General features: G+C 66.8%; 20 protein-coding genes and 1 tRNA gene. 13 read left to right on the top strand and 8 right to left on the bottom strand.

The annotated features are described in order from the left end of the window. Nucleotides 1-12: 12 nt before the first annotated feature. The gene (locus MNI96_RS04380) at nt 13-1,197 is read right to left on the bottom strand and encodes a coiled-coil domain-containing protein (protein WP_249690698.1); all 1,185 of its coding nucleotides are present in this window, start codon (nt 1,195-1,197) and stop codon (nt 13-15) included. A 175-nt stretch (nt 1,198-1,372) separates the two neighbouring features. Then, a complete protein-coding gene (locus MNI96_RS04375) occupies nt 1,373-1,975 on the bottom strand; it encodes a DUF1134 domain-containing protein (protein ID WP_249690696.1) in 603 nt (200 codons plus the stop codon). A gap of 236 nt (nt 1,976-2,211) precedes the next feature. Here MNI96_RS04375 and MNI96_RS04370 point away from each other — a divergent pair, with 236 nt between their 5' ends. From MNI96_RS04370 to MNI96_RS04340, 7 genes are all read left to right on the top strand, one after another. Next, the gene (locus MNI96_RS04370) at nt 2,212-2,631 is read left to right on the top strand and encodes a YHS domain-containing (seleno)protein (protein ID WP_249690694.1); all 420 of its coding nucleotides are present in this window, start codon (nt 2,212-2,214) and stop codon (nt 2,629-2,631) included. A gap of 188 nt (nt 2,632-2,819) precedes the next feature. After that, nucleotides 2,820-3,464: a histidine phosphotransferase ChpT gene (chpT, locus tag MNI96_RS04365; protein ID WP_249690692.1), complete on the top strand. Its 645-nt coding sequence runs from the start codon at nt 2,820-2,822 to the stop codon at nt 3,462-3,464. Nucleotides 3,465-3,594: 130 nt separating this feature from the next. Next, a complete protein-coding gene (locus MNI96_RS04360) occupies nt 3,595-6,360 on the top strand; it encodes a hybrid sensor histidine kinase/response regulator (protein WP_249690690.1) in 2,766 nt (921 codons plus the stop codon). Further along, nucleotides 6,357-6,836, top strand: coding sequence for a chemotaxis protein CheW (locus MNI96_RS04355; protein ID WP_067218805.1), 480 nt, complete (start codon nt 6,357-6,359; stop codon nt 6,834-6,836). The genes MNI96_RS04360 and MNI96_RS04355 overlap by 4 nt, the downstream gene beginning before the upstream one ends. Before the next feature lie 46 nt (nt 6,837-6,882). Further along, nucleotides 6,883-7,248: a response regulator gene (locus MNI96_RS04350; protein ID WP_158193773.1), complete on the top strand. Its 366-nt coding sequence runs from the start codon at nt 6,883-6,885 to the stop codon at nt 7,246-7,248. Nucleotides 7,249-7,270: 22 nt separating this feature from the next. Continuing rightward, complete coding sequence (locus tag MNI96_RS04345; protein WP_502960300.1) at nt 7,271-8,482, top strand: protein-glutamate methylesterase/protein-glutamine glutaminase; 1,212 nt, start codon at nt 7,271-7,273, stop codon at nt 8,480-8,482. Further along, entirely contained in the window at nt 8,479-9,342 is an 864-nt protein-coding gene (locus MNI96_RS04340; protein WP_249690685.1) for a CheR family methyltransferase, read from the top strand. The genes MNI96_RS04345 and MNI96_RS04340 overlap by 4 nt, the downstream gene beginning before the upstream one ends. A 236-nt stretch (nt 9,343-9,578) precedes the next feature. Here the strand turns inward: MNI96_RS04340 and MNI96_RS04335 are convergent. Both MNI96_RS04335 and MNI96_RS04330 read right to left on the bottom strand, forming a co-directional pair. Further along, a tRNA-Glu gene (locus MNI96_RS04335) sits at nt 9,579-9,654 on the bottom strand. Between the two features lie 212 nt (nt 9,655-9,866). After that, on the bottom strand, nt 9,867-10,226 hold the full coding sequence (locus MNI96_RS04330; protein WP_067218794.1) for a hypothetical protein: 360 nt from the start codon (nt 10,224-10,226) through the stop codon (nt 9,867-9,869). On the opposite strand from MNI96_RS04330, the gene MNI96_RS04325 reads away from it, so the two are divergent. The 3 genes from MNI96_RS04325 (at nt 10,225) to MNI96_RS04315 (ending at nt 14,684) form a co-directional block, all read left to right on the top strand. Then, nucleotides 10,225-11,262, top strand: a complete 1,038-nt coding sequence (locus tag MNI96_RS04325; protein ID WP_249690683.1) for an RluA family pseudouridine synthase — start codon at nt 10,225-10,227, stop codon at nt 11,260-11,262. The two genes, MNI96_RS04330 and MNI96_RS04325, sit on opposite strands and share 2 nt — an antisense overlap. A 158-nt stretch (nt 11,263-11,420) precedes the next feature. Further along, nucleotides 11,421-12,323, top strand: coding sequence for an RNA polymerase sigma factor RpoH (gene rpoH, locus MNI96_RS04320; RefSeq protein WP_249690681.1), 903 nt, complete (start codon nt 11,421-11,423; stop codon nt 12,321-12,323). A gap of 162 nt (nt 12,324-12,485) precedes the next feature. Continuing rightward, nucleotides 12,486-14,684: a CHASE2 domain-containing protein gene (locus MNI96_RS04315; RefSeq protein WP_249690680.1), complete on the top strand. Its 2,199-nt coding sequence runs from the start codon at nt 12,486-12,488 to the stop codon at nt 14,682-14,684. Here MNI96_RS04315 and MNI96_RS04310 read toward each other — a convergent pair. Further along, a complete protein-coding gene (locus MNI96_RS04310; protein ID WP_249690679.1) occupies nt 14,681-15,628 on the bottom strand; it encodes a DMT family transporter in 948 nt (315 codons plus the stop codon). The genes MNI96_RS04315 and MNI96_RS04310 overlap by 4 nt on opposite strands. A 177-nt stretch (nt 15,629-15,805) precedes the next feature. Here MNI96_RS04310 and MNI96_RS04305 point away from each other — a divergent pair, with 177 nt between their 5' ends. The 3 genes from MNI96_RS04305 to MNI96_RS04295 all read left to right on the top strand — a co-directional run bounded on the left by MNI96_RS04305 (nt 15,806) and on the right by MNI96_RS04295 (nt 20,318). Continuing rightward, on the top strand, nt 15,806-17,074 hold the full coding sequence (locus MNI96_RS04305; RefSeq protein WP_249690678.1) for an MFS transporter: 1,269 nt from the start codon (nt 15,806-15,808) through the stop codon (nt 17,072-17,074). A gap of 163 nt (nt 17,075-17,237) precedes the next feature. After that, a complete protein-coding gene (locus tag MNI96_RS04300) occupies nt 17,238-18,527 on the top strand; it encodes an adenylosuccinate synthase (RefSeq protein ID WP_249690677.1) in 1,290 nt (429 codons plus the stop codon). A 60-nt stretch (nt 18,528-18,587) separates the two neighbouring features. Further along, nucleotides 18,588-20,318, top strand: coding sequence for a prolipoprotein diacylglyceryl transferase (locus MNI96_RS04295; RefSeq protein WP_249690676.1), 1,731 nt, complete (start codon nt 18,588-18,590; stop codon nt 20,316-20,318). 113 nt (nt 20,319-20,431) lie between these two features. Here MNI96_RS04295 and serA read toward each other — a convergent pair whose 3' ends face one another. The 3 genes from serA to MNI96_RS04280 all read right to left on the bottom strand — a co-directional run bounded on the left by serA (nt 20,432) and on the right by MNI96_RS04280 (nt 24,304). Beyond that, nucleotides 20,432-22,018 carry a phosphoglycerate dehydrogenase gene (gene serA, locus MNI96_RS04290; RefSeq protein ID WP_249690675.1) on the bottom strand — a complete coding sequence of 529 codons (1,587 nt, stop codon included), beginning with the start codon at nt 22,016-22,018 and terminating at the stop codon, nt 20,432-20,434. Between the two features lie 98 nt (nt 22,019-22,116). Then, nucleotides 22,117-23,292 (bottom strand): phosphoserine transaminase, encoded by a 1,176-nt coding sequence (locus tag MNI96_RS04285; RefSeq protein WP_249690674.1) that lies wholly within the window; start codon nt 23,290-23,292, stop codon nt 22,117-22,119. A gap of 214 nt (nt 23,293-23,506) precedes the next feature. Beyond that, entirely contained in the window at nt 23,507-24,304 is a 798-nt protein-coding gene (locus MNI96_RS04280) for an outer membrane protein (RefSeq protein ID WP_249690673.1), read from the bottom strand. Nucleotides 24,305-24,539: the final 235 nt, after the last annotated feature.

Here is a 24,539-nt window from a genome sequence, read left to right as displayed (position 1 = left end):
GCGGCGGTCGGGTCAGCCGCCGGCCTTGGCCTTGCCGCGCGTCGCCTGCTCGGGAGCCTTGGGCGGAGGCGGCGCGCCGTCCCCGGCCTGCGACTTGCGCTCGCGCACCGCACGGATGCGCGCGGCAAGCGACCGGGTAACCGCGCTGCCGGACGGCCCTTCGCCATCGGCGGAGGCGGCATCGCCCGTCGCAAGCACCGGCGCCAGATCCTCCTCCGTTCCCAGCGATGCAGCAACAGAGGCGGCGAGACCGGCCAGTTCCGAGCGCAGGGCGATGAAGTCGTCATTGCCGCGCAGCTCCGCCCGCAGCCGCTCGTTCTCGGCGCGCAGCCGCGCCGCTTCTCCGGCCAGCGTCTCGTCGCCCTGGCTGCCCTCGGCCAGCACCGACAGGCGGGTGATCTCCGCCTGGGCGGCGATCAGGCGCGACTCCACCTCGAAAAGCCGATTGTCCCTGGCTCGCAATTCCTGCCGGCTGAGACCTGCGCCGCGAGCCGCCTGCGCACCGTCGGCAGCGGTCTCGATCGTGTCACTGGCACGGGCGGCGCGCTCCTCGGCGCGCTTCAGCTTGCGCTTGAGGGACGCGATCTCGACCTCCAGCGCGGTCACTTTGGCGAACTCCGACGCGCGGCCCAGCGGATCCTCGCCGGCCTCGTCCGACTGCGCGGCAAGCCGCTCGCCCGCCCGGTCCGCCAGCTGAGGGGCAGCCACCAGCACCGGCATCCCGCCATCCGCAAGCACCTCGTCGCCCTCGGCCCTGTCCGCCGCCTCCGCCGCCGCCATCAGCCGCTTGACGCTGCGCTCCAGCTCGCGGATGCGGGCTTTTGCCCGCGCCAGCACCTCGCCTCCGTCGTGGATCTCGCGGCGCAGCTCTTCCTCCCGCGCCATGGCATCGTCCAGCGCCTGGTCCTTGGCCCGGAATTCGGCACGCAGGTCGTTCGCCATCGCCTCGGCACGGTCGCGTGCGATACGGTTCTCCGCCGCCTGCTGCTGCAGCCGCTCCAGCCCCGCCTCGAGTTTCCGGTAGTCGACCGCGTGTTTGGCGCGCAGGCCCGCGATCTCGCCGCGCACATCCGCATGGGTCATCGGGGTGGTTGCCTCGACGGCCGCGCGGGTGAGCCGCACCGCCCGGCGCCAGACGGTCGGCAGGAGCGCCACCGACAGCAGGCCGGCCAGGCAGAAGCCGAGGGCCACGTACATTGCCGCTTCAATCAAGACCGCTCACCACCGTCTGGTCCCCTGCCGCCACGAAACCCGCATGCGTGCTCCGGACCCGCGTGCCGTAAGGGCGTCGCCCCGGCACGCCTGCATGTTTTACCATGCATCCTGATACAAGAGGCCGGGTCATGCGCCAAGCATCTCGCAGGGTAAGCGATCAAAAAGGATTCCAGGTCGGCTGGTCGGTGAACTTGAGATAGCCGACATTGACGCCGAGACGCGCACCGACGCCCGCCCGCACCGGAACCACGTAGATGTCGTGGTTGGACAGTACCGTCATGCCGAAGCCGCCGATTAGGTAGGCCGAGCCGTTGACGCCGACATAGCGGCGGTAGATCGCCGACGTGTCGGGCAGATTGTAGACCAGCATCATCACCCGGGCGCCATCGCCGCCGATGTCCCAACCGAAGGACGGGCCCTGCCAGAACACCTTGTGGGTGCCGGCATTGCGCGTGTAGAGCTGCCCTTCACCGTAGCGGGCGCCGGCCAGCAGCGCGCCCGAGCCCTCCTCGCCGAGGATGTAGCCGTTCGGCTGGCCGTATTCCGACACAGCACGCTCCACCACCGAGGCGAGCCCGCCCGACAGCTGGCCGAAGAAGCGGTGGCCGGCATCGACCAGCTCGCCCTGGCTGTACTGCTCCGGCTGCTGCGCCTGCGCCTGCGGCAGGCCGGCGGCGAGCAGCACGAGGAGGCCGAGAACCAGCGTCGCGGCGAAGCCTGCCGCAAAACGGCCAGTGCGGAAGTGGGAGAGTCGCGTCATGATGGTCCGTCCTCAACGCTTCTGTGCAAGGGACCGGCGCGAGCCTTGCGGGCGGCCGGAACGACCGGCGCCGGACGCGGGCAGCGCCGGAAACCTCCGCGGTTGCCCCCGGGCCCGCCTTGCAGGCACAGTCGTCGTCCGGGGATCGCGAGACTGATTCGATGTCAGAGTGTAGTCGAAATCGGAAAAGATTATGGTGGACGGCAGGCGGCGGCCTGCGCGTCGCCCTGGCAGGCTTGGCGCTCGTCTGCACGGCAGACCCGGCGCGCGCCACCGACTATGCCACCGATCCGGTGTCGGGCTATGCGCTCGGCGGCCGCGACCCGGTCGCCTATTTCGTCGACCGCATGCCGCGCGAGGGCGACCGGCGCCAGGAGCTGCGCTGGGACGACACCGTGTGGATGTTCGTCAATGAAGGCAACCGCGCCGCCTTCGAGAAGGATCCGCAGATCTATGCGCCCCATTTACGGGGCTGCGATCCGCTGGCTCTTGCGGAAGGTTTCGTCACCATCGGCAACCCGTTGATCTTCGCGCTGCATGATGGCCGCCTGCTGCTCTTCCATTCGGAGATCAACCGCTTCCTGTTTCTCTCCGATCCGGCCAGCCTGCAGGCCGAGGCCGAGACACAGGCGCTGGCGCAAGGATGCAGCCGCTGAATTGTGCCATCGCCCGATGGCTTGGCAGCGTGGGAAGGGCGGTGTAACCCTTTCGCCAGGACCGAATCGTGCCACCCGGCGGGTCTGCGCCAGTGCCGTGCCGGTCCTGACCGCCGGCCGCGACTGCCGGCACGACCACCGGACAGACCGTCAGGCACACTGCCAGGGACATCCGCCAAGGACACAGCATGACCGCCATCGACGAACTCAGCGCCCTCGATCTTGCCGCCCTGGTGGCGAGCCGCGTCTGCCACGATATCATTTCCCCCGTTGGCGCGATCACCAACGGCCTCGAGGTCCTCGATGAGGAAAATAACGAGGACATGAAGGAATTCGCGATGGACCTGATCCGCAAAAGTGCGCGTCAGGCCTCGGCAAAGCTGCAGTTCGCGCGCCTCGCCTTCGGCGCCGCCGGATCCGCCGGCGCGGAGATCGACCTCGGCGATGCCCATTCGGTGGCGGCCGGCTTCCTGGCCAACGAGAAGGCGGATCTCGACTGGCAGGTGCCCCGCCTGCTGATGGCCAAGAACCGGGTCAAGCTGCTGCTCAACTTGGTCCTGCTCGCCAACCAGTGCGTCCCGCGCGGCGGCCTGATCACCGTCACCATGGACGGCGATGCCCAGACGCCTACCTTCCGGTTGAAAGTAACCGGATCGACAACCAAGGTTCCTGCACTCGTCCTCGAAATGACGTCCGGCAAGGAGCCGGAGAGGATCGACGCCCATACCGTCCAGCCGGTCTATGCAGTGCTTCTGGCGCGCGAGTCCGGCATGGATTTAGAAGTCGTTAAGGAAGACGACGGAGTGAAGATTACTGCGGCCTGCACAGGTTAAACTGCTTCAAACGCACCCAGGCTGCTTCAGCCTATCTTAACTGTTTAAGCCGCATTCTCTGCGACAGGGATGGGTGGTCCGGATACAGGGTTCGGATCGTGTACCAGTAACCAGTCGGGTGAGTGTGGCCATGGACGACCTGCTTAGCGAGTTCCTCACAGAAACGAACGAGAGCCTGGATGTCGTCGACGTCGAGCTCGTGAAGTTCGAACAGGAACCGAACAACGCGAAAATTCTCGATAACGTTTTCCGGCTCGTTCACACGATCAAGGGCACGTGCGGCTTCCTTGGCCTGCCCCGGCTGGAGGCCCTCGCCCATGCCGGCGAGACGCTGATGGGCAAGTTCCGCGACGGCGCCAAGGTGACGCCCGACGCGGTGTCGCTCATTCTCTCCTCCATCGACCGGATCAAGGAGATCCTGGCCGAGCTGGAGGCCGCCAACGGCACCGAGCCCGCAGGCAGCGACCACGACCTGATCTCCGAGCTGGAGCGCATGGCGCTGGAAGCCGACACCCGCGGCAGCGCTGCCGCCGACGACACCGCCGAGGCCGAAGACGACGGCCTGGCCCGCGGCGAACTGGTCGAACAGGTTCTGGAACGCCCGCTGCGTCCCGGCGAGGTCTCCCTCGATGAGCTGGAGCGTGCCTTCCGCGAGGCCGAGGTCGAGGTCGAACTCCCCGTTTCCGCTGTCCTGTCCGAAATCGAGGCCGATGCCGAGATGGAGGCGGAAGCCGCCCCGCCGGCACCACTCGCCCCCCGCGGCCGTAAGCGCGAGGAAGACGCGGCTCCGCGCGAAACCGCCGACAAGGGCGAGAAGAAGGCCTCCGTGTCGAGCCAGTCGATCCGCGTGGCGGTCGAGACGCTCGAGCATCTGATGACGATGGTCTCCGAGCTGGTCCTCACCCGCAACCAGCTGCTCGAGATCTCCCGTCGACACGAGGATTCCGAATTCAAGGTGCCGTTGCAGCGCCTGTCGAACGTCACGGCCGAGCTGCAGGAAGGCGTCATGAAGACGCGCATGCAGCCGATCGGCAATGCCTGGCAGAAGCTGCCGCGTATCGTCCGCGATCTCAGCCAGGAACTCGACAAGCCGATCGAGCTGGAGATGATCGGCGCCGAGACCGAACTGGACCGCCAGGTCCTCGAGCTGATCAAGGATCCGCTCACCCACATGATCCGCAACTCCGCCGATCACGGGCTGGAGATGCCGTCCGACCGCCGTGCCGCCGGCAAGTCGGAGAAGGGCACGATCACCCTGTCCGCCTATCATGAAGGCGGCCATATCATCATCGAGGTCAAGGACGACGGTCGCGGCATCGATGTCGACCGGGTCAAGGCCAAGGTTCTGGAGCGCGGGCTCGCCACCGAGGCCGAACTCGACAAGATGACGGATCAGCAGATCCACAAGTTCATCTTCCACGCAGGCTTCTCCACGGCGCAGAACATCACCAGCGTGTCCGGCCGCGGCGTCGGCATGGACGTGGTGCGCAACAACGTGGAGCTGATCGGCGGGACCATCGACCTGCGCTCGGTCCCGGGCCGCGGCTCGAGCTTCATCATCAAGATCCCGCTGACGCTCGCCATCGTCTCGGCACTCATCGTCGAGGCCGGCGGCGACCGCTTCGCCATCCCGCAGCTGTCGGTTGTCGAACTGGTGCGCGTCCAATCCAACTCCGAGCACCGCATCGAGCGCATCAAGGACACGCCTGTCCTGCGCCTGCGGAACAAGCTGCTGCCGCTGGTCCACATGTCCCAGCTGCTCGGCGTCGGTCCCAATGACGGCGACCAGGAGATCGAGTCCGACACCGGCTTCATCGTAGTGATGCAGGTCGGCAGCCAGACCTTCGGCGTCGTCGTCGACGGCGTGTTCCACACCGAGGAAATCGTCGTCAAGCCGATGTCCTCCATGCTGCGCAACCTGACCATGTTCTCCGGCAACACCATCCTGGGCGACGGTGCGGTGATCATGATCATCGATCCGAACGGCGTCGCCTCGGCCATGGCAAGCCATGCCTCCAGCGTCGTCGCCGAGAACGAGCGCAAGGAAGCCGAGGACGCCATGGCTTCCGCCCTCGACGGGCAGGCGACCGTGTCGATGCTGCTGTTCCGCGCCGGCTCGCCCGAGCCCAAGGCGGTGCCGCTGTCGCTGGTCACACGTCTGGAGGAGTTCGAGGTCTCCAAGATCGAACATTCAAACGGCCGCGACCTGGTCCAGTACCGCGGCTCGCTGATGCCGCTGGTCTATATCGAGGCCTCCCAGACCCGCCGCAGCGAAGGCACCCAGCCGATGCTGGTTTTCTCCGACGCCGGCCGCTCCATGGGCCTGATCGTCGACGAGATTGTCGACATCGTCGAGGACCGGATGAACATCGAGGTCGGCTCCGACCGGGCCGGCATCCTCGGATCGGCGGTCATCAAAGACAAGGCGACCGAGATCATCGACCTCGGCTACTACCTGCCGCAGGCCTTCGAGGACTGGTTCATGCGCAAGGAGATGGACATCGCCGCGCTGACCAAGAAAGTCCTTCTGGTCGACGACAGCGCCTTCTTCCGCAACATGCTGACGCCCGTCCTCAAGGCGGCCGGCTATGACGTCACCGCCGTCAACGGCGCGCGCCAGGCCTTCGAGCTGCTGGAGAACGGCGACACGTTCCAGGCGATCGTCAGCGACATCGAGATGCCGGAGATCAACGGCTTCGAGTTCTGCGAGGCCCTGCGTCGCGATCCGCGCTTCCGCAAGATGCCGGTTCTGGCGCTGTCGGCCGTGGTCTCCCCGGCCTCCATCGAGCGCGGCCGTCAGGCCGGTTTCGACGACTATGTGGCGAAGTTCGACCGTCCGGGGCTGATCGCCTCGCTGAAGGATCTGTTCGCCGGTGAAATGGGAATTGCGGCATGAGGCACAACGATAATCTCGCGGCCGGTATCGACGATACCATCCAATACGTCACCGTCATCATCGGCGGCCAGCTCTTCGGCCTGCCGATCAGCCAGGTGCATGACGTCTTCGTTCCCGAGAGCGTGACCCGCGTGCCGTTGGCCGCTCCGGAAGTGGCCGGCGTGCTCAACCTGCGCGGCCGCATCGTCACGGCGATCGACATGCGCAAGCGCCTGCACCTGCCGGCCAGGGACGCAAACGCCCAGGTCATGGCGGTCGGCATCGAGCACAAGGGCGAGAGCTACGGCCTCGTCATCGACCAGGTCGGCGAGGTCCTGCGCCTGTCGAACGACTCGATGGAGCCGAACCCGTCCAACCTCGACAAGCGCTGGGCGGAGATTTCCGGCGGCGTGCACCGTCTCGACGGCAAGCTGATGATCATTCTCGACGTCACCCGCCTCTTCGGAGCGATGTTCGAGCCCATGGCTGCGGCCTGACGCGACCGCACCGGCGAAAAGAAACCCGGCACTCGGGAGAACAGAAATGAAGCACTGTCTGGTCGTCGACGACTCAAGCGTCATCCGCAAGGTCGCCCGCCGCATTCTCGAGGACCTGTCCTTCGAGATCTCGGAGGCCGAGGACGGACTCAAGGCCCTGCAGGCCTGTCGCGAGCGCATGCCCGACGCGATCCTGCTGGACTGGAACATGCCGGAGATGGACGGTCTGGAGTTCCTGCTGGCACTGCGCAAGGAATATGGCGGCGAAAAGCCCGTCGTTGTCTTCTGCACGACAGAGAACGACGTGGCCCATATCACCCGCGCCATGCGCGCGGGCGCCAACGAGTACATCATGAAGCCGTTCGACAAGGACATCGTGGAAGCGAAGTTCCAGGAAGCCGGGCTTCTGTAACCCCTCTGCAGGGCTGTACCACATGAACGCCAGTTCTTCAGCGCCGGCCCCCCGGGACGGCGCCAGGGCGGAGTGCATCCGCGTCATGGTCGTCGACGATTCCGTCGTCATCCGTGGACTGCTCAGCCGCTGGGTCGAGGCGGACCCGGCTTTGCAACTCGTCGCCTCCCATCGCAACGGCAAGCTCGCGGTCGACGACATCGAACGCTCCAACCCGGACGTGGTGGTTCTGGACATCGAGATGCCGGAGATGGACGGGCTGACCGCCCTTCCCCTCATGCTGCGCAAGAAGCGCGACCTCGTCGTCGTGATGGCCTCGACGCTGACCCGCCGCAACGCCGAGGTCAGCCTGCGCGCCCTCTCGCTCGGGGCGCATGACTACGTTCCCAAGCCGGAATCGACCAGCGAGGTCACGACCTCGATCGACTTCCGCCGCGAGCTCATCGACAAGGTGAAGGCGCTCGGCCAGCGTCGCCGCGGCGGCGGGGCCTCTGCCGGCGGGCGCATGATGCGTGCCCAGACGACCGCCGGGCGGACCGCCTCGCAGGCCCCGGCCGGTGCGATGCCGGCCGGCTATGCCCGCCTTGCAGCCGGCGCGGCGGCCGTGCCCGCAGCACCTGCAATCCGCACCCGCGCCTATTCCAGCGCCCGCCCGCGCATCCTTGCCATCGGCTCGTCGACAGGCGGTCCCCAGGCACTGCAGCAGCTCTTCACCGACATCGGCACCTCGATCCGTGAGGTGCCGGTTGTGCTGACCCAGCACATGCCGCCGACCTTCACCGCCATTCTCGCCGAGCACATCGCCAAGGCGGCGCTCCGCCCGGCCAAGGAAGCCGACAACGGCGAGGTGCTGAAGCCCGGCCATATCTACGTGGCGCCGGGCGGCCTGCACATGACGGTGGACAAGGACGGCGGCCAGGTCGTGGCGCGCCTGAACGACAGCCCGCCGGTAAATTTCTGCAAGCCTGCGGTCGACCCGCTGTTCGACAGCGTCGCCAAGATCTACGGCTCCGCCACCCTGGCGGTGGTGCTGACCGGAATGGGACATGACGGCGCCGCCGGAGTGCGCACCATCGCCGCCGGCGGTGGCAGCATCATCGCACAGGACGAGGCGACCAGCGTGGTATGGGGCATGCCCGGCGCGGCAGCGCAGACGGGCATGTGTTGCGAGATCCTGCCGATCACCCGCATCGGCCCCAAGATCTCCGGATTGTTGAGTGGAGGCCCCAGGTGATTGCGTCACAATTCGAGTATCTCAAGCAGTTCCTGAAGGCCAAGTCCGGACTGGTCCTGACCAACGAGAAGCAGTACCTGGTGGAGAGCCGGCTGCTGCCGGTGGCGCGGCGCCACAATCTCGGCGGGCTGTCCGAGCTCGTCCAGGCAATGCAGAAGCCGACCGGGGCGCAACTGTGCGTCGAGGTGGTCGAGGCCATGACCACCAACGAATCGTTCTTCTTCCGCGACGGCATGCCGTTCCAGCACTTCCGGGAAGTGATGCTTCCGGCCATGCTGAAGGCGCGTGCCGACCGCCGGACCATTCGCATCTGGTGCGCGGCCGCCTCCACCGGCCAGGAGCCCTACTCGCTCGCCATTTGCCTCAAGGAGGCCGCGCAGAAGATCGCCGGCTTCCGTGTCGAGATCATCGGCACCGACCTGTCGAACGAGGTCCTGGAAAAGGCGAAGACCGGCATCTACAGCCAGTTCGAGGTCCAGCGCGGCCTGCCGATCCAGATGCTGCTGAAATATTTCACCCAGAAAGGCGACCTGTGGCAGGTCAACCCGGAGCTGCGCTCCATGGTGCAGTGGCGCAAGCTCAACCTGCTGGAGAATTTTTCCACGCTCGGCTCCTTCGACATCGTCTACTGCCGCAATGTGCTGATCTATTTCGACCAGCCGACCAAGGTGGACGTGTTGCAGCGCATCTCCAAGCAGATGCCGGCCGATGGCTACCTGGTGCTGGGCGCGGCCGAGACCGTTGTCGGCCTGACCGATGCGTTTCGGCCGGTGCCGGACCTGCGCGGCCTCTATCAGCCCTCTGCCGCGACGGGAATGCAGGGAGTTGCCGCACGCTCGCGCTTCCAGGTCGCCGGCTGAAGCGCCCGCAAACCGCGCTTTTGCGAACACGAAACGCCGGCCCTTGCGCCGGCGTTTTTGCATTGCCCGGCGTTTTGCAATGCGGGGAATGTCTGCACGGAAAAGACCCGTCGCGCCGGATGCAGTCGGCAAACGCGCGGAGACTCGCCCCGGAAGGGGAAATTGCTATCGACTTTTCGGAAGTTTCGCAGAGCCAGCGGCAAGTCGCTTGTCGTTCAAGCGCTCGCTGGGAAAGTTGGCACCCCCAAGGGGACTCGAACCCCTGTTTCCGCCGTGAGAGGGCGGCGTCCTAGACCGCTAGACGATGGGGGCGTCGGCCGGTCAGTTACGAACAGGACGCGTAGGTAGAACGCCCGCGCGCCGAATGCAAGCCCCATTTTTCGCAAAGCCTGTGGACAGCGAAAAAAGAGACATTCTCGCACGCCGCGCACCCGGAGCGGACATGAGCCTGTCTGCCGGCGCCCGAGGGCCACATGCGGCAGGCAGGCCAGCAGATGTCGGCTCGGTCCGGTTCGGGTCCGGTTTTACTGCGCGACGAACGCGGTCTCGCCGACGAGGCGGCCGGTCGCCGCTTCCAGATGCAGCAGCTTGCTGGCGGTGCCGTCGCGCACCAGCAGGATCAGCCGATCGCCCGACAGGACCATGCTTTCCACCCGCCCGTCCTTGCCGATGGCCACCGTTGCGGCTATATCGCTCCCGTCCGCCCGCTTGCCGCTTTCGGACAGCTTGTAGATGATGGCCGCGAGAACGGCCATGAAGCCGAGCACCATGACGAGGCTAGAGACGGCGAGCAGTCGCTTCAGCTTCTTCTGAACCCGTTCCATCGCCGGATCCAGCGGGGCTTCCGCGTCGCGGTCTTCGTCGTCCATTGCCGGATGTGTCATGTCTATGTCCATTGAAGAGGAAGGCGATGCCGACGGCGTCGCGATCGCAGCCCTTGCCGTTTCCGATGAGGATGCCGGCAGCCGCCTCGACGCCTGCCTTGCCCGCCATCTGCCGGAAATCAGCCGCAGCCGCATCCAGTCCCTGATCCGCCAGGGTCGGGCGCGCGTCGGCGGGCGGACCATAATGGAGCCCAAATACCGGGTCAATTCGGGCGAGGAGCTGGCGCTGGAGCTACCGGAACCGGAGGAAGCCGAGCCCACTCCCGAGGATATCCCGCTGACGATCGTCTACGAGGACGATCACCTTGTCGTGATCGACAAGCCCGCGGGCCTCGTCGTCCATCCCGGCCCCGGCAACTGGAGCGGCACCTTGGTCAATGCGCTGCTGCACCATTGCGGCGACAGCCTGTCGGGCATCGGCGGCGTCAAGCGGCCCGGCATCGTCCACCGCCTCGACAAGGACACCAGCGGCCTGCTGGTGGTCGCCAAGACCGATCTCGCCCATCAGGGGCTCGCCGCGCAGTTCGCAGACCACGGCCGCACCGGCCCGCTGGAGCGCGAATATGTCGCGCTGGTCTGGGGCGCGCCGATGCAGCTGCGCGGCACCGTCGATGCCGATCTCGCCCGCTCCTCGGCCAACCGGCAGAAGATCGCGGTGACGAAATCCGGCGGCCGCCACGCCATCACGCACTGGCAGGTGCGCGAGCGCTTCGGCGCGAAGGACGCACCCCCGATTGCCGCCCTGATGGCCTGCCGCCTGGAAACCGGACGCACCCACCAGATCCGCGTGCACATGGCCCATATCGGCCACCCGCTGGTCGGCGATGCCGATTACGGCGCGCATTTCCGCACCAAGTCGGCACGCCTGCCCGACGAGGTCCGCGACGTGGTGGATGCCTTCCCGCGCCAGGCCCTGCATGCGGGCCTTCTCGCCTTCGCCCATCCGGCGACCGGCGAGACGCTGCGTTTCGAAAGTCCCCTTCCCGACGACATGGACACCCTGCTCAAGGCAATCCGAACGCTTTCGCCGTCATAATTTGCAAAATTATGTCCTGATATTGCCGAAATGAACCCTATATTGGGAAGTCCGGCGTGCCATTCGGGCGCCGAAACAGCATGCCCTGCGATGGCGGTCGCGCATCCGGCTCGGGCCGGCGCGACCCCGGAGGGATCGTTGGGAGAAAGGGTGCATTCATGGCCCAGAACATTCCGGCGCTGAGTTCCGGCGAAGGCGGTCTCAGCCGATATCTGGACGAAATCCGGCGGTTTCCGATGCTGGAACCGCAGGAAGAATACATGCTCGCCAAGCGCTACAAGGAGCATGGCGACCCGGCTGCGGCCGAGCGGCTGGTGACGTCGCATCTGCGCCTCGTCGCCAAGATCGCCATGGGCTATCGCGGCTACGGCCTGCCGATTTCCGAGGTCGTGTCGGAGGGCAATGTCGGCCTGATGCAGGCGGTCAAGCGCTTCGAGCCCGACAAGGGCTTCCGTCTCGCCACCTATGCCATGTGGTGGATCAAGGCGGCGATCCAGGAATACATCCTGCGATCCTGGTCGCTCGTGAAGATGGGCACCACCGCCAACCAGAAGCGTCTCTTCTTCAATCTGCGCCGGCTCAAGGGCCGCATCCAGGCGCTCGACGAGGGCGATCTGCGCCCCGAGCACGTAACACAGATCGCCACCAAGCTCGGTGTCAGCGAGGAGGAAGTCGTCTCGATGAACCGCCGGCTCGCCGGCGACGCCTCGCTCAACGCGCCGATCCGCGCGGAGGCCGACAGCGGCGAGTGGCAGGACTGGCTCGTCGACGAGAGCGATAGCCAGGAGGCGGTCTTCGCCCAGCAGGAAGAGCTGGACCAGCGGCGCAAGCTGCTCGGCGACGCGATGGAAGTCCTCAACGACCGCGAGCGGCGGATCTTCGAGGCCCGGCGCCTGTCGGAGGATCCGATCACGCTCGAGGATCTGTCGACCGAGTTCGGCGTCAGCCGCGAACGCGTGCGCCAGATCGAGGTTCGCGCCTTCGAGAAGGTCCAGAAGGCAGTGCGCCGCGGCGCCCGCGAGCTGGAACAGCCGCAGGCGCAGATCGCCGGCCAGGCCTGACGGGCAGCAGCCCGTCTTGCCTCAGGTCATGCTCCGATCAATCGCGGTCCCGCGCTTTGGGCGCGGGACACGCGGTTCCCCCAAGCCGATTCCCCTTTCCGGCCCGATGCTCTAACCTTCCCGCCGACGCGGTGCACCGCGGCAGGGGAGACGGAAGAGCACATGCGCATCACGCAACGCAAGCACCTGCTCGTGGCTGTGGCCGGATGCCTGTTCCTGTTCGTCGTCACCGCATTGCGGGCCTACGACCCGTCCTTCGTCTCGGCGATCCGCCTGATGGGCTTCGACGGATACCAGCGTTTCTGGCCCCGTCCGCAGGGTGATTTTCCCGTCCGCATCGTCGACATCGACGAGCGCTCGCTGGCCGAGCACGGCCAATGGCCCTGGCGCCGCGACACGCTGGCAGACCTGACCCGCGCGCTGACGGAACTGGGTGCCGCCGCCATCGCCTATGACGTGATCTTCGCCGAACCCGATCGCCTGTCGCCGCATCGTTATGTCCCGGACCTGAAGATCGGCAGCGATGCAGAGTTGGAAGGACTGGCCGAACGCCTGCCCGACACGGACAAAGTCTTCGCCGAAGCGATTGCCGAGGCCCCCGTGGTGCTCGGCTTTGCCACCCTGCCGAACGCCGACGGCAGCAAGCCGGCCGCCAAGGCCGGCTTTGCCCATGCCGGCAGCGACCCGACCGGCAGCATTCCCTCCTTCGCCTCCGCCCTGGTCAGCCTGCCGGTGCTGGAGGCGGCCGCAACGGGAAGCGGCGGCGTCAGCCTGTCCAGCCGCGACACGATCGGCATCGTGCGCCGCGTGCCCATGGTCTTCACCGACGGCACGGGTCTCTACCCCAGCCTGGTGATGGAAGCGCTCAGGGTCGCCCAAGGCGCCGGGACCTTCATCATCCGCTCCGCCGATGCGAGCGGGGAGCTGGACGCCGGCGCGGCCGCGGTCACGGACATCAAGGTCGGCGCCCTGCCCTTTCCCACCACCGCTCAGGGCGAGTTGTGGGTATATTTCAACGAGGACCGGTCGGACCGCTACGTCTCGGCCGCCGACGTGCTCGATCCCGAAACGCGCGCAAGCCTGGCGCCGCAGATCGAAGGCCAGATCGTCTTCATCGGCACCTCGTCCGTCGGCCTCTACGACATCCGTGCAACGCCCCTCGGCGATCTCGTGCCGGGCGTCTCGGTGCATGCGCAGGCCGCCGAACAGATCCTCGCCGGCACCTTTCTCAGCCGGCCGGACTGGGCGGACGGCGCCGAGATCATCGCCACCTTCCTGCTCGGCCTGATCGTCATCGCCCTGATCATCGCTTTCGGCTCGATCTGGGCCGCCGTTATAGGCGGGGTGATCGCCTTCTCGCTCTATGCGGGGGCCATCCATCTGTTCCGCACGCAAGGGCTGCTGCTCGATCCGGTCTATCCGACCGCTGTGAACCTCTTCGTCGTCTATGCCGCGGCGACCGCCCTGCTCTACTTCCTGACCGAGCGCGAGAAACGGTTCGTGCGGGCCGCCTTCGGCCAGTATCTGGCACCGGAAATGGTCAAGCGACTGGAGACCGCGCCCGATGCGTTGCGGCTCGGCGGCGAAATGCGCGACATGACCATCATGTTCATGGATGTGCGCGGCTTCACCCCGATCTCCGAGCAGCTGACGCCGACGGATCTGGTCGCCTTCCTCAACGCGCTGCTGTCGCCGCTCTCCGACGAGATCCAGGCGCATAGCGGCACCATCGACAAGTATATCGGCGACAGCATCATGGCCTTCTGGAACGCGCCGATGGAGGTGGACGACCATGCGGCCAAGGCCTGCCGAACGGCGCTGGAGATGGTGCGCATCGTCGACCGGCTGAACGCCGAGGACGCCTTCCGCTTTCGCGAGCGGGACTTGCCGACCCAGACCGTGCGCATCGGCGTCGGTCTCAACACGGGCGAGGCCTGCGTGGGCAACATGGGCTCCAGCCGCCGCTTCAACTATTCGGTGATCGGCGATGCGGTGAACGTCGCGGCACGGATCGAGTCGAGCTGCAAGGCGGTCGGCGCCGACTGCGTCGTCTCCGAAGACACGGCGCGCGCGGCCAGGGGCTTTGCCTTCCTGGAGGCCGGCGCCATCCCGCTGAAGGGCAAGAGCGTGCCGATCCGCCTGTTCGCCCTCGTCGGTGACCCCGACTATGCGGCCGGCGACGAGTTCCAGGCTCTGTCGCAGGCCCATGCGGCCATGGTCGCCGCCATCGATGCCGGCGACCGCGAGACGGCCCGCGCAGGCCTTGCTGCCTGCCGTAAGCAGGCGCCCGAACGGCTCGCCGACGTCTACGAGCGCTTCGCCGAACGCATCGAGGTGATGCCGCAGCGGGCGCCGGCTTAAGGACGCCCTCGTCCGGGCACCCGGCGCTGCACCCTGTCGAAAGGGGCGAGAACGCGCCCGTCCAGCAGCACAAGCCCGAACAGCAGCACGCCCATCCCGGCCACCTGCAGCAGGGACAAGGCCTCGCCCAGCAGGCTTGCGGAGATCAGCACTGCCGAAACCGGAATCAGCAAGGTGACCAGCGAGGCGTTGGTGGCCCCGGCCTCGCTCAACAGGCGGAAGTAGATGAGATAGGCGAACGCGGTGCAGGCTGTGCCGAGCGCGACGACCGAAGCCCAGGCGACCGGCCCCACCATGGCCGGCGTCCAGCCGCCCGGCACCGAGAACGACTGCCAGACAGCAAGCGGCAGCAGCAACAGGCTGGAGCCGGTCAGTTGCCCCGTTGCAGCGACCATGACCGGAACGCCGCGAAAGCGGCGGGCGAAGGCGGCGGCGAAGGCGTAGGACAGCGCCGCACCGAGGCACAGGGCCTGCGCCCAGACCGGCTCGCCCGAAAGGCTTGCCAGTACCCCGGCCTCCAGCCCCGGCAGCAGGAGCAGCGCCACGCCCGCAAAGCCGACGGCAATACCGGCAACCCGATGTGCCCGCAGGACTTCCTGGCGGAAGAGCACGGAGGCGACCAGCACCGTGAAGATCGGCGTCGTCGCATTGAGGATCGAGGCAAGGCTCGCCGAAATACCGGTCTGGCCCCACAGGATGAGAGAAAAGGGGATGGCGTTGTTGAGCAGCCCCATCACCAGGAACGCCGCGAGCATGGAAGGATCGCGGGGAAAGGCGAGCCCGCGCACGGCCAGCACGGCGTGCAGCACCAGCGCCGCCAGCAGCACCCGCAGGAAGGCGAGGACGAAGGGCGGGATCTCGACCAGCGCGATCTTGCCGAAAGGGAAGGTCGCACCCCACACGAGCGCGAGCGTCATGAGCAGCAACCAGTTCTTCCAGGTCATCTTCTTCCCTTGCAAACGGCATGTTCGCCCAAGGGCTACTCCGGGCCCCGGCTTCCGCCCACCCGATTTCCGACGACGGCTGCCCATGCAGGTTGAAAAGTCGAAACAAGGGCTTGTGGCGGACGGCAAGCAGGGTCAGGATCGATGTTCCCGCCGCCGCCAGGAATGCTGGCTCGAATGCCCGACAATCCCGCCTCCCTCGCCTCCCGCCCGCTGCTGTTCCGCCTCGTGCCGCTGCTCGTCGCGGCCGGTCTGCTGCTCGGCGCCAACGGCGTTGCGATGACCGTGATCGCGGTGCGCGGCCGGCTCAACGGTCTGTCCGACACAACCATCGGCCTGTTCGGCTCGGCCTATTATGCCGGCTTCATCCTCGGCGTCCTGGTCACGCCGATCCTGATCCAGCGTGTCGGCCATATCCGGGTGTTCTCGGCTCTTGCCGCGCTGAGCGCCATCTCCGTGCTGCTGTTGCTGCTCACCGCGCCGGGCCTGTCCTGGGCGGGCCTGCGCTTCGTCAGCGGCATCGCCTTTTGCGGCACGGCCATGGTGCTGGAAAGCTGGCTGAACGCGCTGTCCTCCAATGCCGAGCGCGGCCGGATCCTCAGCATCTATCGCATCGTCGACCTCGGCGCCGTCACCGGCGGCCAGTTCCTCCTGCCCGCCTTCGGCGCCGGCGGCTTCGAGATCCTGGTGGTCATCGGCCTCGTCTTCTGCGCCGCGCTGATCCCGGTCTCGCTCGCCCGCGAGGGCAATCCGCCGGTCTCCGACACGACGGGGATCAACTACCTGTCGATCTGGGTGATCTCACCTGTTGCTGCCGTCGGCTGCCTGACCATCGGCCTGACCAACGGCGCGTTCCGCACGGTCGGCCCGGTCTATGCCGAAGGCGTCGGCCTCGATGCCGACGGGCTGGCGCTCTTGATCAGCCTGTGGGTGATCGCCGGCGCCATCTTCCAGTTCCCTCTCGGCTGGGCCTCGGACCGCATCGACCGGCGCTATGTGCTGATCATGGCGACGCTGGGCGCCGGGCTCTCCTGCCTGTTCCTGTCGGGCGTCACCGCAGAGGCGGCGATCTTCTTAGGCGCCTTCCTGTTCGGCGGTTTTGCACTGCCGCTCTATTCGCTCTCCGCCGCCCATGCCAACGACCATGCCGGCCCCGGGCAATATGTCGAACTCGCCGCCGGCCTCACCATGTTCTTCGCGCTGGGCGCCATGGTCGGCCCGCTCATCGCCTCGGCGGTGATGGACCGGTTCGGCCCGACCGCCTTCTTCATCTATACGGGCGGACTGCACCTCGCCTTCGTCGCCTTTGTCGGCCTGCGACTTCTCGTCCGGGGGGCGGCCCCGGCAAGCCACCGCGGCCGCTTCGTCTGGCTTCTGCGCACATCGCCCGCGATCTTTCGCTTGGCAAGCAGTCAGAAGGGCCAGGACAAGCCGGACCGGGAGTGACTTTTCCGCCGCGCCGGCGTGGAAAGCGGGTCTTGGGGCTCGTCAATGCGGACTGTCGCCGCTATAGTCCGCCTCACAGTGCCCCGGTCGGCTGAACCGGGGTTTTTCGTGTGCGCTGGTGCCGCTGCCAGCCATGTTTTGCCTGATCGAAGGAACGTCTCGCATGGCCAATGTCGTCGTCGTCGGATCTCAATGGGGTGACGAAGGGAAGGGCAAGATCGTCGACTGGCTGTCGGAGCAGGCCGACGTCGTCGTGCGCTTCCAGGGCGGCCACAATGCCGGCCACACCCTGGTGATCGACGGTGTCAGCTACAAGCTGTCGCTGCTGCCCTCGGGCGTGGTGCGCGGCAAGCTGTCCGTGATCGGCAACGGCGTGGTGATCGACCCGCATGCGCTGGTGGCCGAGATCGGCCGGCTGGCCGAGCAGGGCATCCAGGTGTCGCCGGAGACGTTGGCCATCGCCGGCAACGCGACGCTGATCCTGTCGCTGCACCGCGAGCTCGACTCGCTGCGCGAGAACGCCGTCACCGGCACCAAGATCGGCACCACCAAGCGCGGCATCGGCCCGGCCTACGAGGACAAGGTCGGCCGCCGTGCCATCCGCATCATGGATCTTGCCAACCTGAAGAGCCTGCCGGCCAAGATCGACCGGTTGCTGGCGCATCACAACGCGCTGCGCCGCGGCCTCGGCGAGCCGGAAATCGATCCGGAGACGATCTTCGGCGAGCTGGAAAGCATCGCCGGCCAGGTACTGCCCTACATGCAGACCGTCTGGGCGCTGCTCGACAATTGTCGCCGCGACGGCAAGCGCATCCTCTTCGAGGGCGCGCAAGGCACGCTGCTCGACATCGACCACGGCACCTATCCCTTCGTCACCTCGTCCAATACGGTCTCGGGACAGGCTGCGGCCGGCAGCGGCCTCGGCCCGAACTCCATCGGCTATGTGCTCGGCATCACCAAGGCCTACACGACCCGCGTCGGCGAAGGCCCCTTCCCGAGCGAGCAGGACAACGAGGTGGGCGAATTCCTCGGCACCCGCGGCCGCGAGTTCGGCACGGTGACCGGGCGCAAGCGCCGCTGCGGCTGGTTCGACGCCGTGCTGGTGCGCCAGAGCTGCAGCATCAACGGCATCAACGGCATCGCGCTGACCAAGCTGGACGTGCTCGACGGCCTCGACGAGATCAAGATCTGCGTCGCCTACGAGCTGGACGGCCAGCGCATCGACCACCTGCCCGCCTCCCAGGGCGCGCAGGCCCGCGTCAAGCCGATCTACGAGACCCTTCCTGGCTGGAAGGAATCGACGGAAGGTGCCCGCAGCTGGGCCGACCTGCCGGCGCAGGCGGTCAAGTATGTCCGCCATGTCGAGGAGTTGATCGGCGCCCCGGTTGCGCTGCTCTCGACCTCGCCGGAGCGGGATGACACAATCCTTGTCCAGAATCCGTTTCAGGATTAAGCCTTAAACCGTGGACCGCGCCCTGGCGCGGTCCTGTGTGCGGCGATCACGAGTGGCGATATGGCAGATTACTACCCGGTTTTGAAAAAAACCGTCGCAGCGCTTCCAGAGAACACCGGCGCAGCCCGGCGCGAGATCTACCAGCGTGCGCGCAAGGCCATCGTCGCCCAGCTCAAGGCCTACGATCCGCCGCTCTCGCCTTCGGAAATCACCGCCGAACAGCTGCGGCTGGAGGAATCCATCCGCAAGGTGGAGGCGGAAGCCGCGCGCGAGACCCTCGGGTTTTCCGCTAGCCAGCAGCCTGTCGCAACGCCGCGTCCAACCGCACCGCAGCCGGCAGCCGCCCCCAAGCCGCCGCAGCCCGCGGCACGGCCTGCCGCAACCGATACGCCTGCGCAAGCCGCCAGCCCGTCGGCCCCCGCACGGCCGGCACCGTCCGCTCCGCCGGCGGCACGAACCCCGACCGCTGCCGAGCCGCCGCGCGACACGCTGAAAAGCGCCATCGAGGAAGCCCGCAAGCTGGGCGAAGCCGCCGATCAGGCGGGACGCGCCGCCCGCGTTGCGCTGGACGGCGAACCGGCCCGCGCCGCCCCGCAGAAGCGCGAGCCTACGCTGGGCCCCGACCCGTCCATCGGCGACGACACTACGGAGCGCGGATCTTCTGCGCGCGGCAATGGTCGCTCCCTCCCCTATGACGGCGATCTGCGGCCGTCGCGCCTTCCCGCCATTCTCGGCGGCGTCGCCCTGTTGCTGCTGGTCGTCGGTGTCGGCGCCATCGGCTATTCGCAGCGCGACACGCTGATGGGCCTGTTCGCGGGCGACGACAGCGAGGCCCCGACAAGCCAGCCGACGGCGGCCACGGACACCGACACACCTGCCCCCGCCTCCGACACCACCGATGACGCAACCTCAACCTCGCGCAAGGACACCGCACGCCTGCTCGACGGGCCGGCACCGGATGCACGCCCGGTTACCACGACCCGCATCACCCCCAACGGCCCCCAGACCGATACGCTGGCACCGAGCGCGCCTGCTGCCGGTCAGGACAGCGGCGGCGTGCGCACCGTGGAGCCGCAGGAGCCGGCCTCCCCCCAGACCGATGCCGCCGAGACGACCGAAGAGCCGGACGCCGTCGAGACGCCGCAGGACACCACCGCCGAAACGCCGGCCGACACCGAGCCACAGCAGGATACGCAGACGGCCGCCACGACCCCGGCGCAGCCCGACCCGACCGCGGCCACCGATGCTCCGGTCGCCCAGCGCGCCATCCTCTACGAGGAAGGGGCGACGGGCGGCAGCGCCGGACAGGCTTCCGCCGGCCGCTCCGTGTGGAGCGTGACGGAAGAGACGATCGACGGCCGCACCGAGACGGTGCTGCGGATGCGCATCGAAGTGCCGGATCGCAACATCGCGGCCAACCTGACCCTGAAGCCGAATCGCGACGACGCGCTGCCGGCGAGCCATCTGCTCGAAGTGCGGTTCGAACTGCCGGAAGGCTTCTCTGGACAGGGTGTGGCCGAAGTCCCCGGTCTCGTGATGAAGACCACCGAGGAAGCCCGCGGCGATGCGCTGATCGGCGCCTCGGTCAAGGTCGCCGACGGCTATTTCTGGGTGGCGCTGTCGAACCTGCCGGACGAGCAGGAGCGGAACCTGACCCTGCTGCGCGACCGCGGTTGGATCGATATTCCGATGCTCTACGAGAACGGCAAGCGCGCCATCCTGACGCTGGAAAAGGGCACGCCGGGCACCCGTGCGGTGCAGCAGGCAACGGACGCCTGGCGCGCCGGCTGATCCGCGGCAGCGGACACCAGGTTTTCCTGCGATCGATACGAAAAGGCCGGAGCGGCAAACCCGCTCCGGCCCTTCTTTCATGTCATCACGGAGCGCTGCTCAGCGCCGCCGGATCAGAACTGCAGCGGCTTTGCCTGCTTCACATGCGGCAGCGCCACGATCTTGGCCAGCACCGCCTCCGGCACCTCGCCGTCCACCTCGACCAGGCAGATCGCATCCGCGCCCGGCGCCGTGCGGCCGAGGTTGAAGGTGGCGATGTTGACGCCCGCCTCGCCCAGCAGCGTGCCGAGTTGGCCGATGAAGCCGGGCTTGTCCTCATTGGTGACATAGAGCATGTGGGAGCCGAGTTCGGCCTCCATGTTGATACCCTTCACCTGGATGATGCGCGGCTTGCTGTCGGAGAAGACCGTGCCGGCAACGGAGCGTTCCTGGCGCTCGGTCTTCACGGTCAGGCGGATGTAGTTCTCGTAGGCGCCGGCCTGGGCGCGCCGCACCTCTTCCACCAGGATGCCGCGCTCGCGCGCCATCACCGGGGCCGAGACCATGTTGACGGTCTGCAGCAGCGGCTGCAGAACGCCGGTCAGCGCCGCCGCCGTCAGTGCCTTGATGTTCATCTCGGCGACATCGCCCTCGTATTCGAGGCGAATGCTGCTGAGGCCGGTCTCGGTCAGCTGGCCGGCAAAGGAGCCCAGCAGTTCCGCCAGCTTGACGAAAGGCGTCAGGCGCGGCGCTTCCTCGGCCGTGATCGAGGGCATGTTGAGCGCGTTGGAGACCGCGCCCTTCATGAGATAGTCCGACATCTGCTCGGCGACCTGCAGGGCTACATTCTCCTGCGCCTCGGTGGTCGAGGCGCCCAGATGCGGCGTGCAGACCAGGTTCGGCGCGCCGAACAGGACGTTTTCCGTCGCCGGCTCGTCGACGAACACGTCGACGCCGGCCCCGCCGACCTTGCCGCTCTCGAGCGCGGCACGCAGTGCCGCCTCGTCGACCAGCCCGCCGCGGGCGCAGTTGATGAGGATGACGCCCTCGCGCATCTTCGCGATCGCTGCCGCGTCGATGATGTTGCGCGTCTTCTCGGTCAAGGGCGTGTGCAGCGAAATCACGTCGGCCCGCGCGAGCAGCGTGTCGAGATCCACCTTCTCCACGCCGAGATCGATGGCGCGCTCGTCGGACAGGAACGGATCGAAGGCCACCACCCGCATCTTCAGCCCGATGGCGCGATCCGCGACGATGGAGCCGATATTGCCACAGCCGATCAGGCCGAAGGTCTTGGATGTGATCTCCGCGCCCATGAAGCGCGACTTCTCCCACTTGCCGGCCTGGGTGGACGTATCGGCGGCAGGGATCTGGCGGGCGACGGCGAACATCATCGCGATGGCGTGCTCGGCCGTGGTGATGGAATTGCCGAAGGGCGTGTTCATCACGATGACGCCCTTGGCGGAGGCGGCCGGAATGTCGACATTGTCGACGCCGATGCCGGCACGGCCGACAACCTTGAGCCGGTCGGTGGCTTCGAGCAGCTTCGCCGTTACCTTGGTGGCGGAGCGGATCGCGAGGCCGTCATACTCGCCGATGGCGGCGAGCAGCGCGTCCTTGTCCTTGCCCAGATCGGGGCGGTAGTCGACCTCGACGCCGCGCGAGCGGAAAATCTCGACTGCCGCCTCGGACAGCTTGTCGGAAATCAGAACCCTGGGGGCCATTGGCTAGTCTCCCTGGCTTACCGACCGGCGGCGCCTTGCAAGTCCTCTTGCAAGGGAACCGCGACCGGTCATGTCTGTCTGTCGTGTGGGAAAGAGGCTCAGGCGGCCTTGCCGGGCGCCTGCAGCTGGCGCTCGAAAGCCCAATCGAGCCAGGGCAGCAGTGCCTCGACGTCGGACTGCTCGACCGTGGCGCCACACCAGATGCGGAAACCGGACGGAGCATCGCGATAGGCACCGATGTCATAGGCGACGCCGGCCGCATCGAGGGCCGTGGCCATCGCCTTGGCGAAGGCGGCCTGCAACTCGGCATCGAGTCCCGTCACGCGCGGATCGACGATCCGCAGGCAGACGGACGTGTTGGAGCGGGTCGCCGGGTCGCTCGCCAGAAAGTCGACCCAGTCGGTGCGCGCCACCCAGTCGGCGACAGCGCCTGCATTGCCGTCCGCCCGGGCGATCAGCGCCTCGAGGCCGCCGATCTCCTTCGCCCATTTCAGCGCGTCGATATAATCCTCGACGCAGAGCATGGACGGGGTGTTGATCGTCTCGCCCTTGAAGATGCCCTCGATCAGCTTGCCGCCCTTGGTCATGCGGAAGATCTTCGGCATCGGCCAGGCGGGAGTATAACTCTCCAGCCGCTCGACGGCGCGCGGGCTCAGAATGAGCATGCCGTGCGCGGCCTCACCCCCCAGCACCTTCTGCCAGGAGAAGGTGACAACATCGAGCTTGGCGAAATCCAGCGGCTGGGCGAAGGCGGCCGAGGTCGCATCGCAGATGGTCAGGCCCTCGCGGTCGGCCGGTATCCAGTCCGCATCCGGCACCCGAACGCCCGAGGTGGTGCCGTTCCAGGTGAAGACCACGTCGCGCGTGAAATCGACCGTCGACAGGTCGGGGAGCGCGCCATAGGGCGCCTCGATAACCCGCGTATCGGCAAGGCGCAGCTGCTTGACCGCATCGCTCACCCAGCCGGAGCCGAAGCTTTCCCAAGCCAGAAGGTCGACGCCGCGCGGGCCGAGCAGCGACCACATGGCCATCTCGACGGCGCCGGTGTCGGAAGCCGGAACGATACCGATCCGGTAGTCGGCCGGTACCTGGAGAACTTCCCGAGTCAGCTCGATCGCCTCGGCGAGCTTGACCTTGCCCGGCTTGGCACGGTGGGAACGGCCCAAAGGCGCGTCGGAAAGCGCCGCGGCCGACCAGCCGGGACGTTTCGCGCAAGGACCAGAGGAGAAACGGGGATTTTCCGGCCGAACGGCCGGTTCTGCATGCTGCGTCATCTGACTACCCTTCCAGATAGGTGCTCCTCGGTGGGGAGGAGTGTCCCGTCGACCGAGATATCCGAAGGGCGGGTCGCCTGCAAGCGGTCAAAAATAACGGAGTTGGAGCGTTCGTCCTGCAAACCCGGCAGACAAACGAAAGGGACCGGGCGTAACGCCCGGTCCCCTGCAGTCTTGTCGAACCCAGTGCGGCACGAAGCCGCGCGGGGTGTTTTCAGTATCTTGCCATGATCGGCTCCGGCAGGAAGGCCGGGCCCGAGTTGAACGTGTAGCGCATGCCGACGCGGAACTCGTGAGCAGCCAGATCCTCGTAGCGGATCTTGTAGGACGGGTTGGCGCCGCCCGTGCTGAAGCTCTTGCTGTAGGCATTGCCGATGTTCAGGTAGCGATAGCCTGCGTCGATCGCCCAGTTCTGGCTGAGCTCGTAGGAACCGCCGGCCATAAGGGCCCAGGAGAAGTTCCAGCTGCTGTCGCCCGGATAGGAACCGGAGGTGCCGTTCGGGTTGACGAACTTCACATCCTTGGCGGTCACGTAGGAGGTACCGATACCGGCGCCGACATACGGGGTGAAGCCCGCCCAGGTGCCGAGGTCGATGTAACCGTTGACCAGGAAGGTCAGCACGTCGATGTCGGCCGTCTCCGTGGAGAAGCCGGCGAGGCCAGGGCCGCCGCACGGCGCCGGGCACGGCGCATAACCCGTAACCTTGGCCGGGAATTCGTAGTCCACCGTCACGTCGGCACGCAGGTAGTCGCTGAACTTGTAGCCGACGCCGACGCCGATCATGCCGGTGCGGTCCATCTTCTCGTTGGCGAAGTTGGACGGCCCGTAAGCGACGCTGGGAGACTGGTAGATCTTGTAGCCGATGTCGCCACGCAGATACCAACCGCCCGTCACAACCGGCACTTCGGGAACGTGCTCGATCACCGGGATCGGCATATCCGCTGCATGGACGGCTGACGAGACGATTATCGCGACGCCAGCCAGGCACATTTTCTTGATATGGCTGCTCATGTCTCGGTCCTCGTAAGGTGCGTCCGAACAGTCATCCTTTGCCGGCCGCGCACGTGAAACACGAGGGTAGATTTGCCGAAAATGCTTAAGGCTGGCTTAACCGTAAAATTTAACCGTCTTTTTTACCTTAATGAATAGTAAACAAAGACGAATACCCGTTGCGATCAGCAACAGTTCTCCCCCGATCTTTGCGAATGATTAACCATACGCAAGAGGCCGCTGCCCGGCTGAGCAG

It is taken from the genome of Stappia sp. WLB 29, assembly GCF_023507705.1.
Lineage (GTDB): Bacteria > Pseudomonadota > Alphaproteobacteria > Rhizobiales > Stappiaceae > Stappia.
The sequence above is the reverse complement of the archived record's forward strand: the minus strand, read 5'-3'. Positions and strand labels throughout refer to the sequence as shown.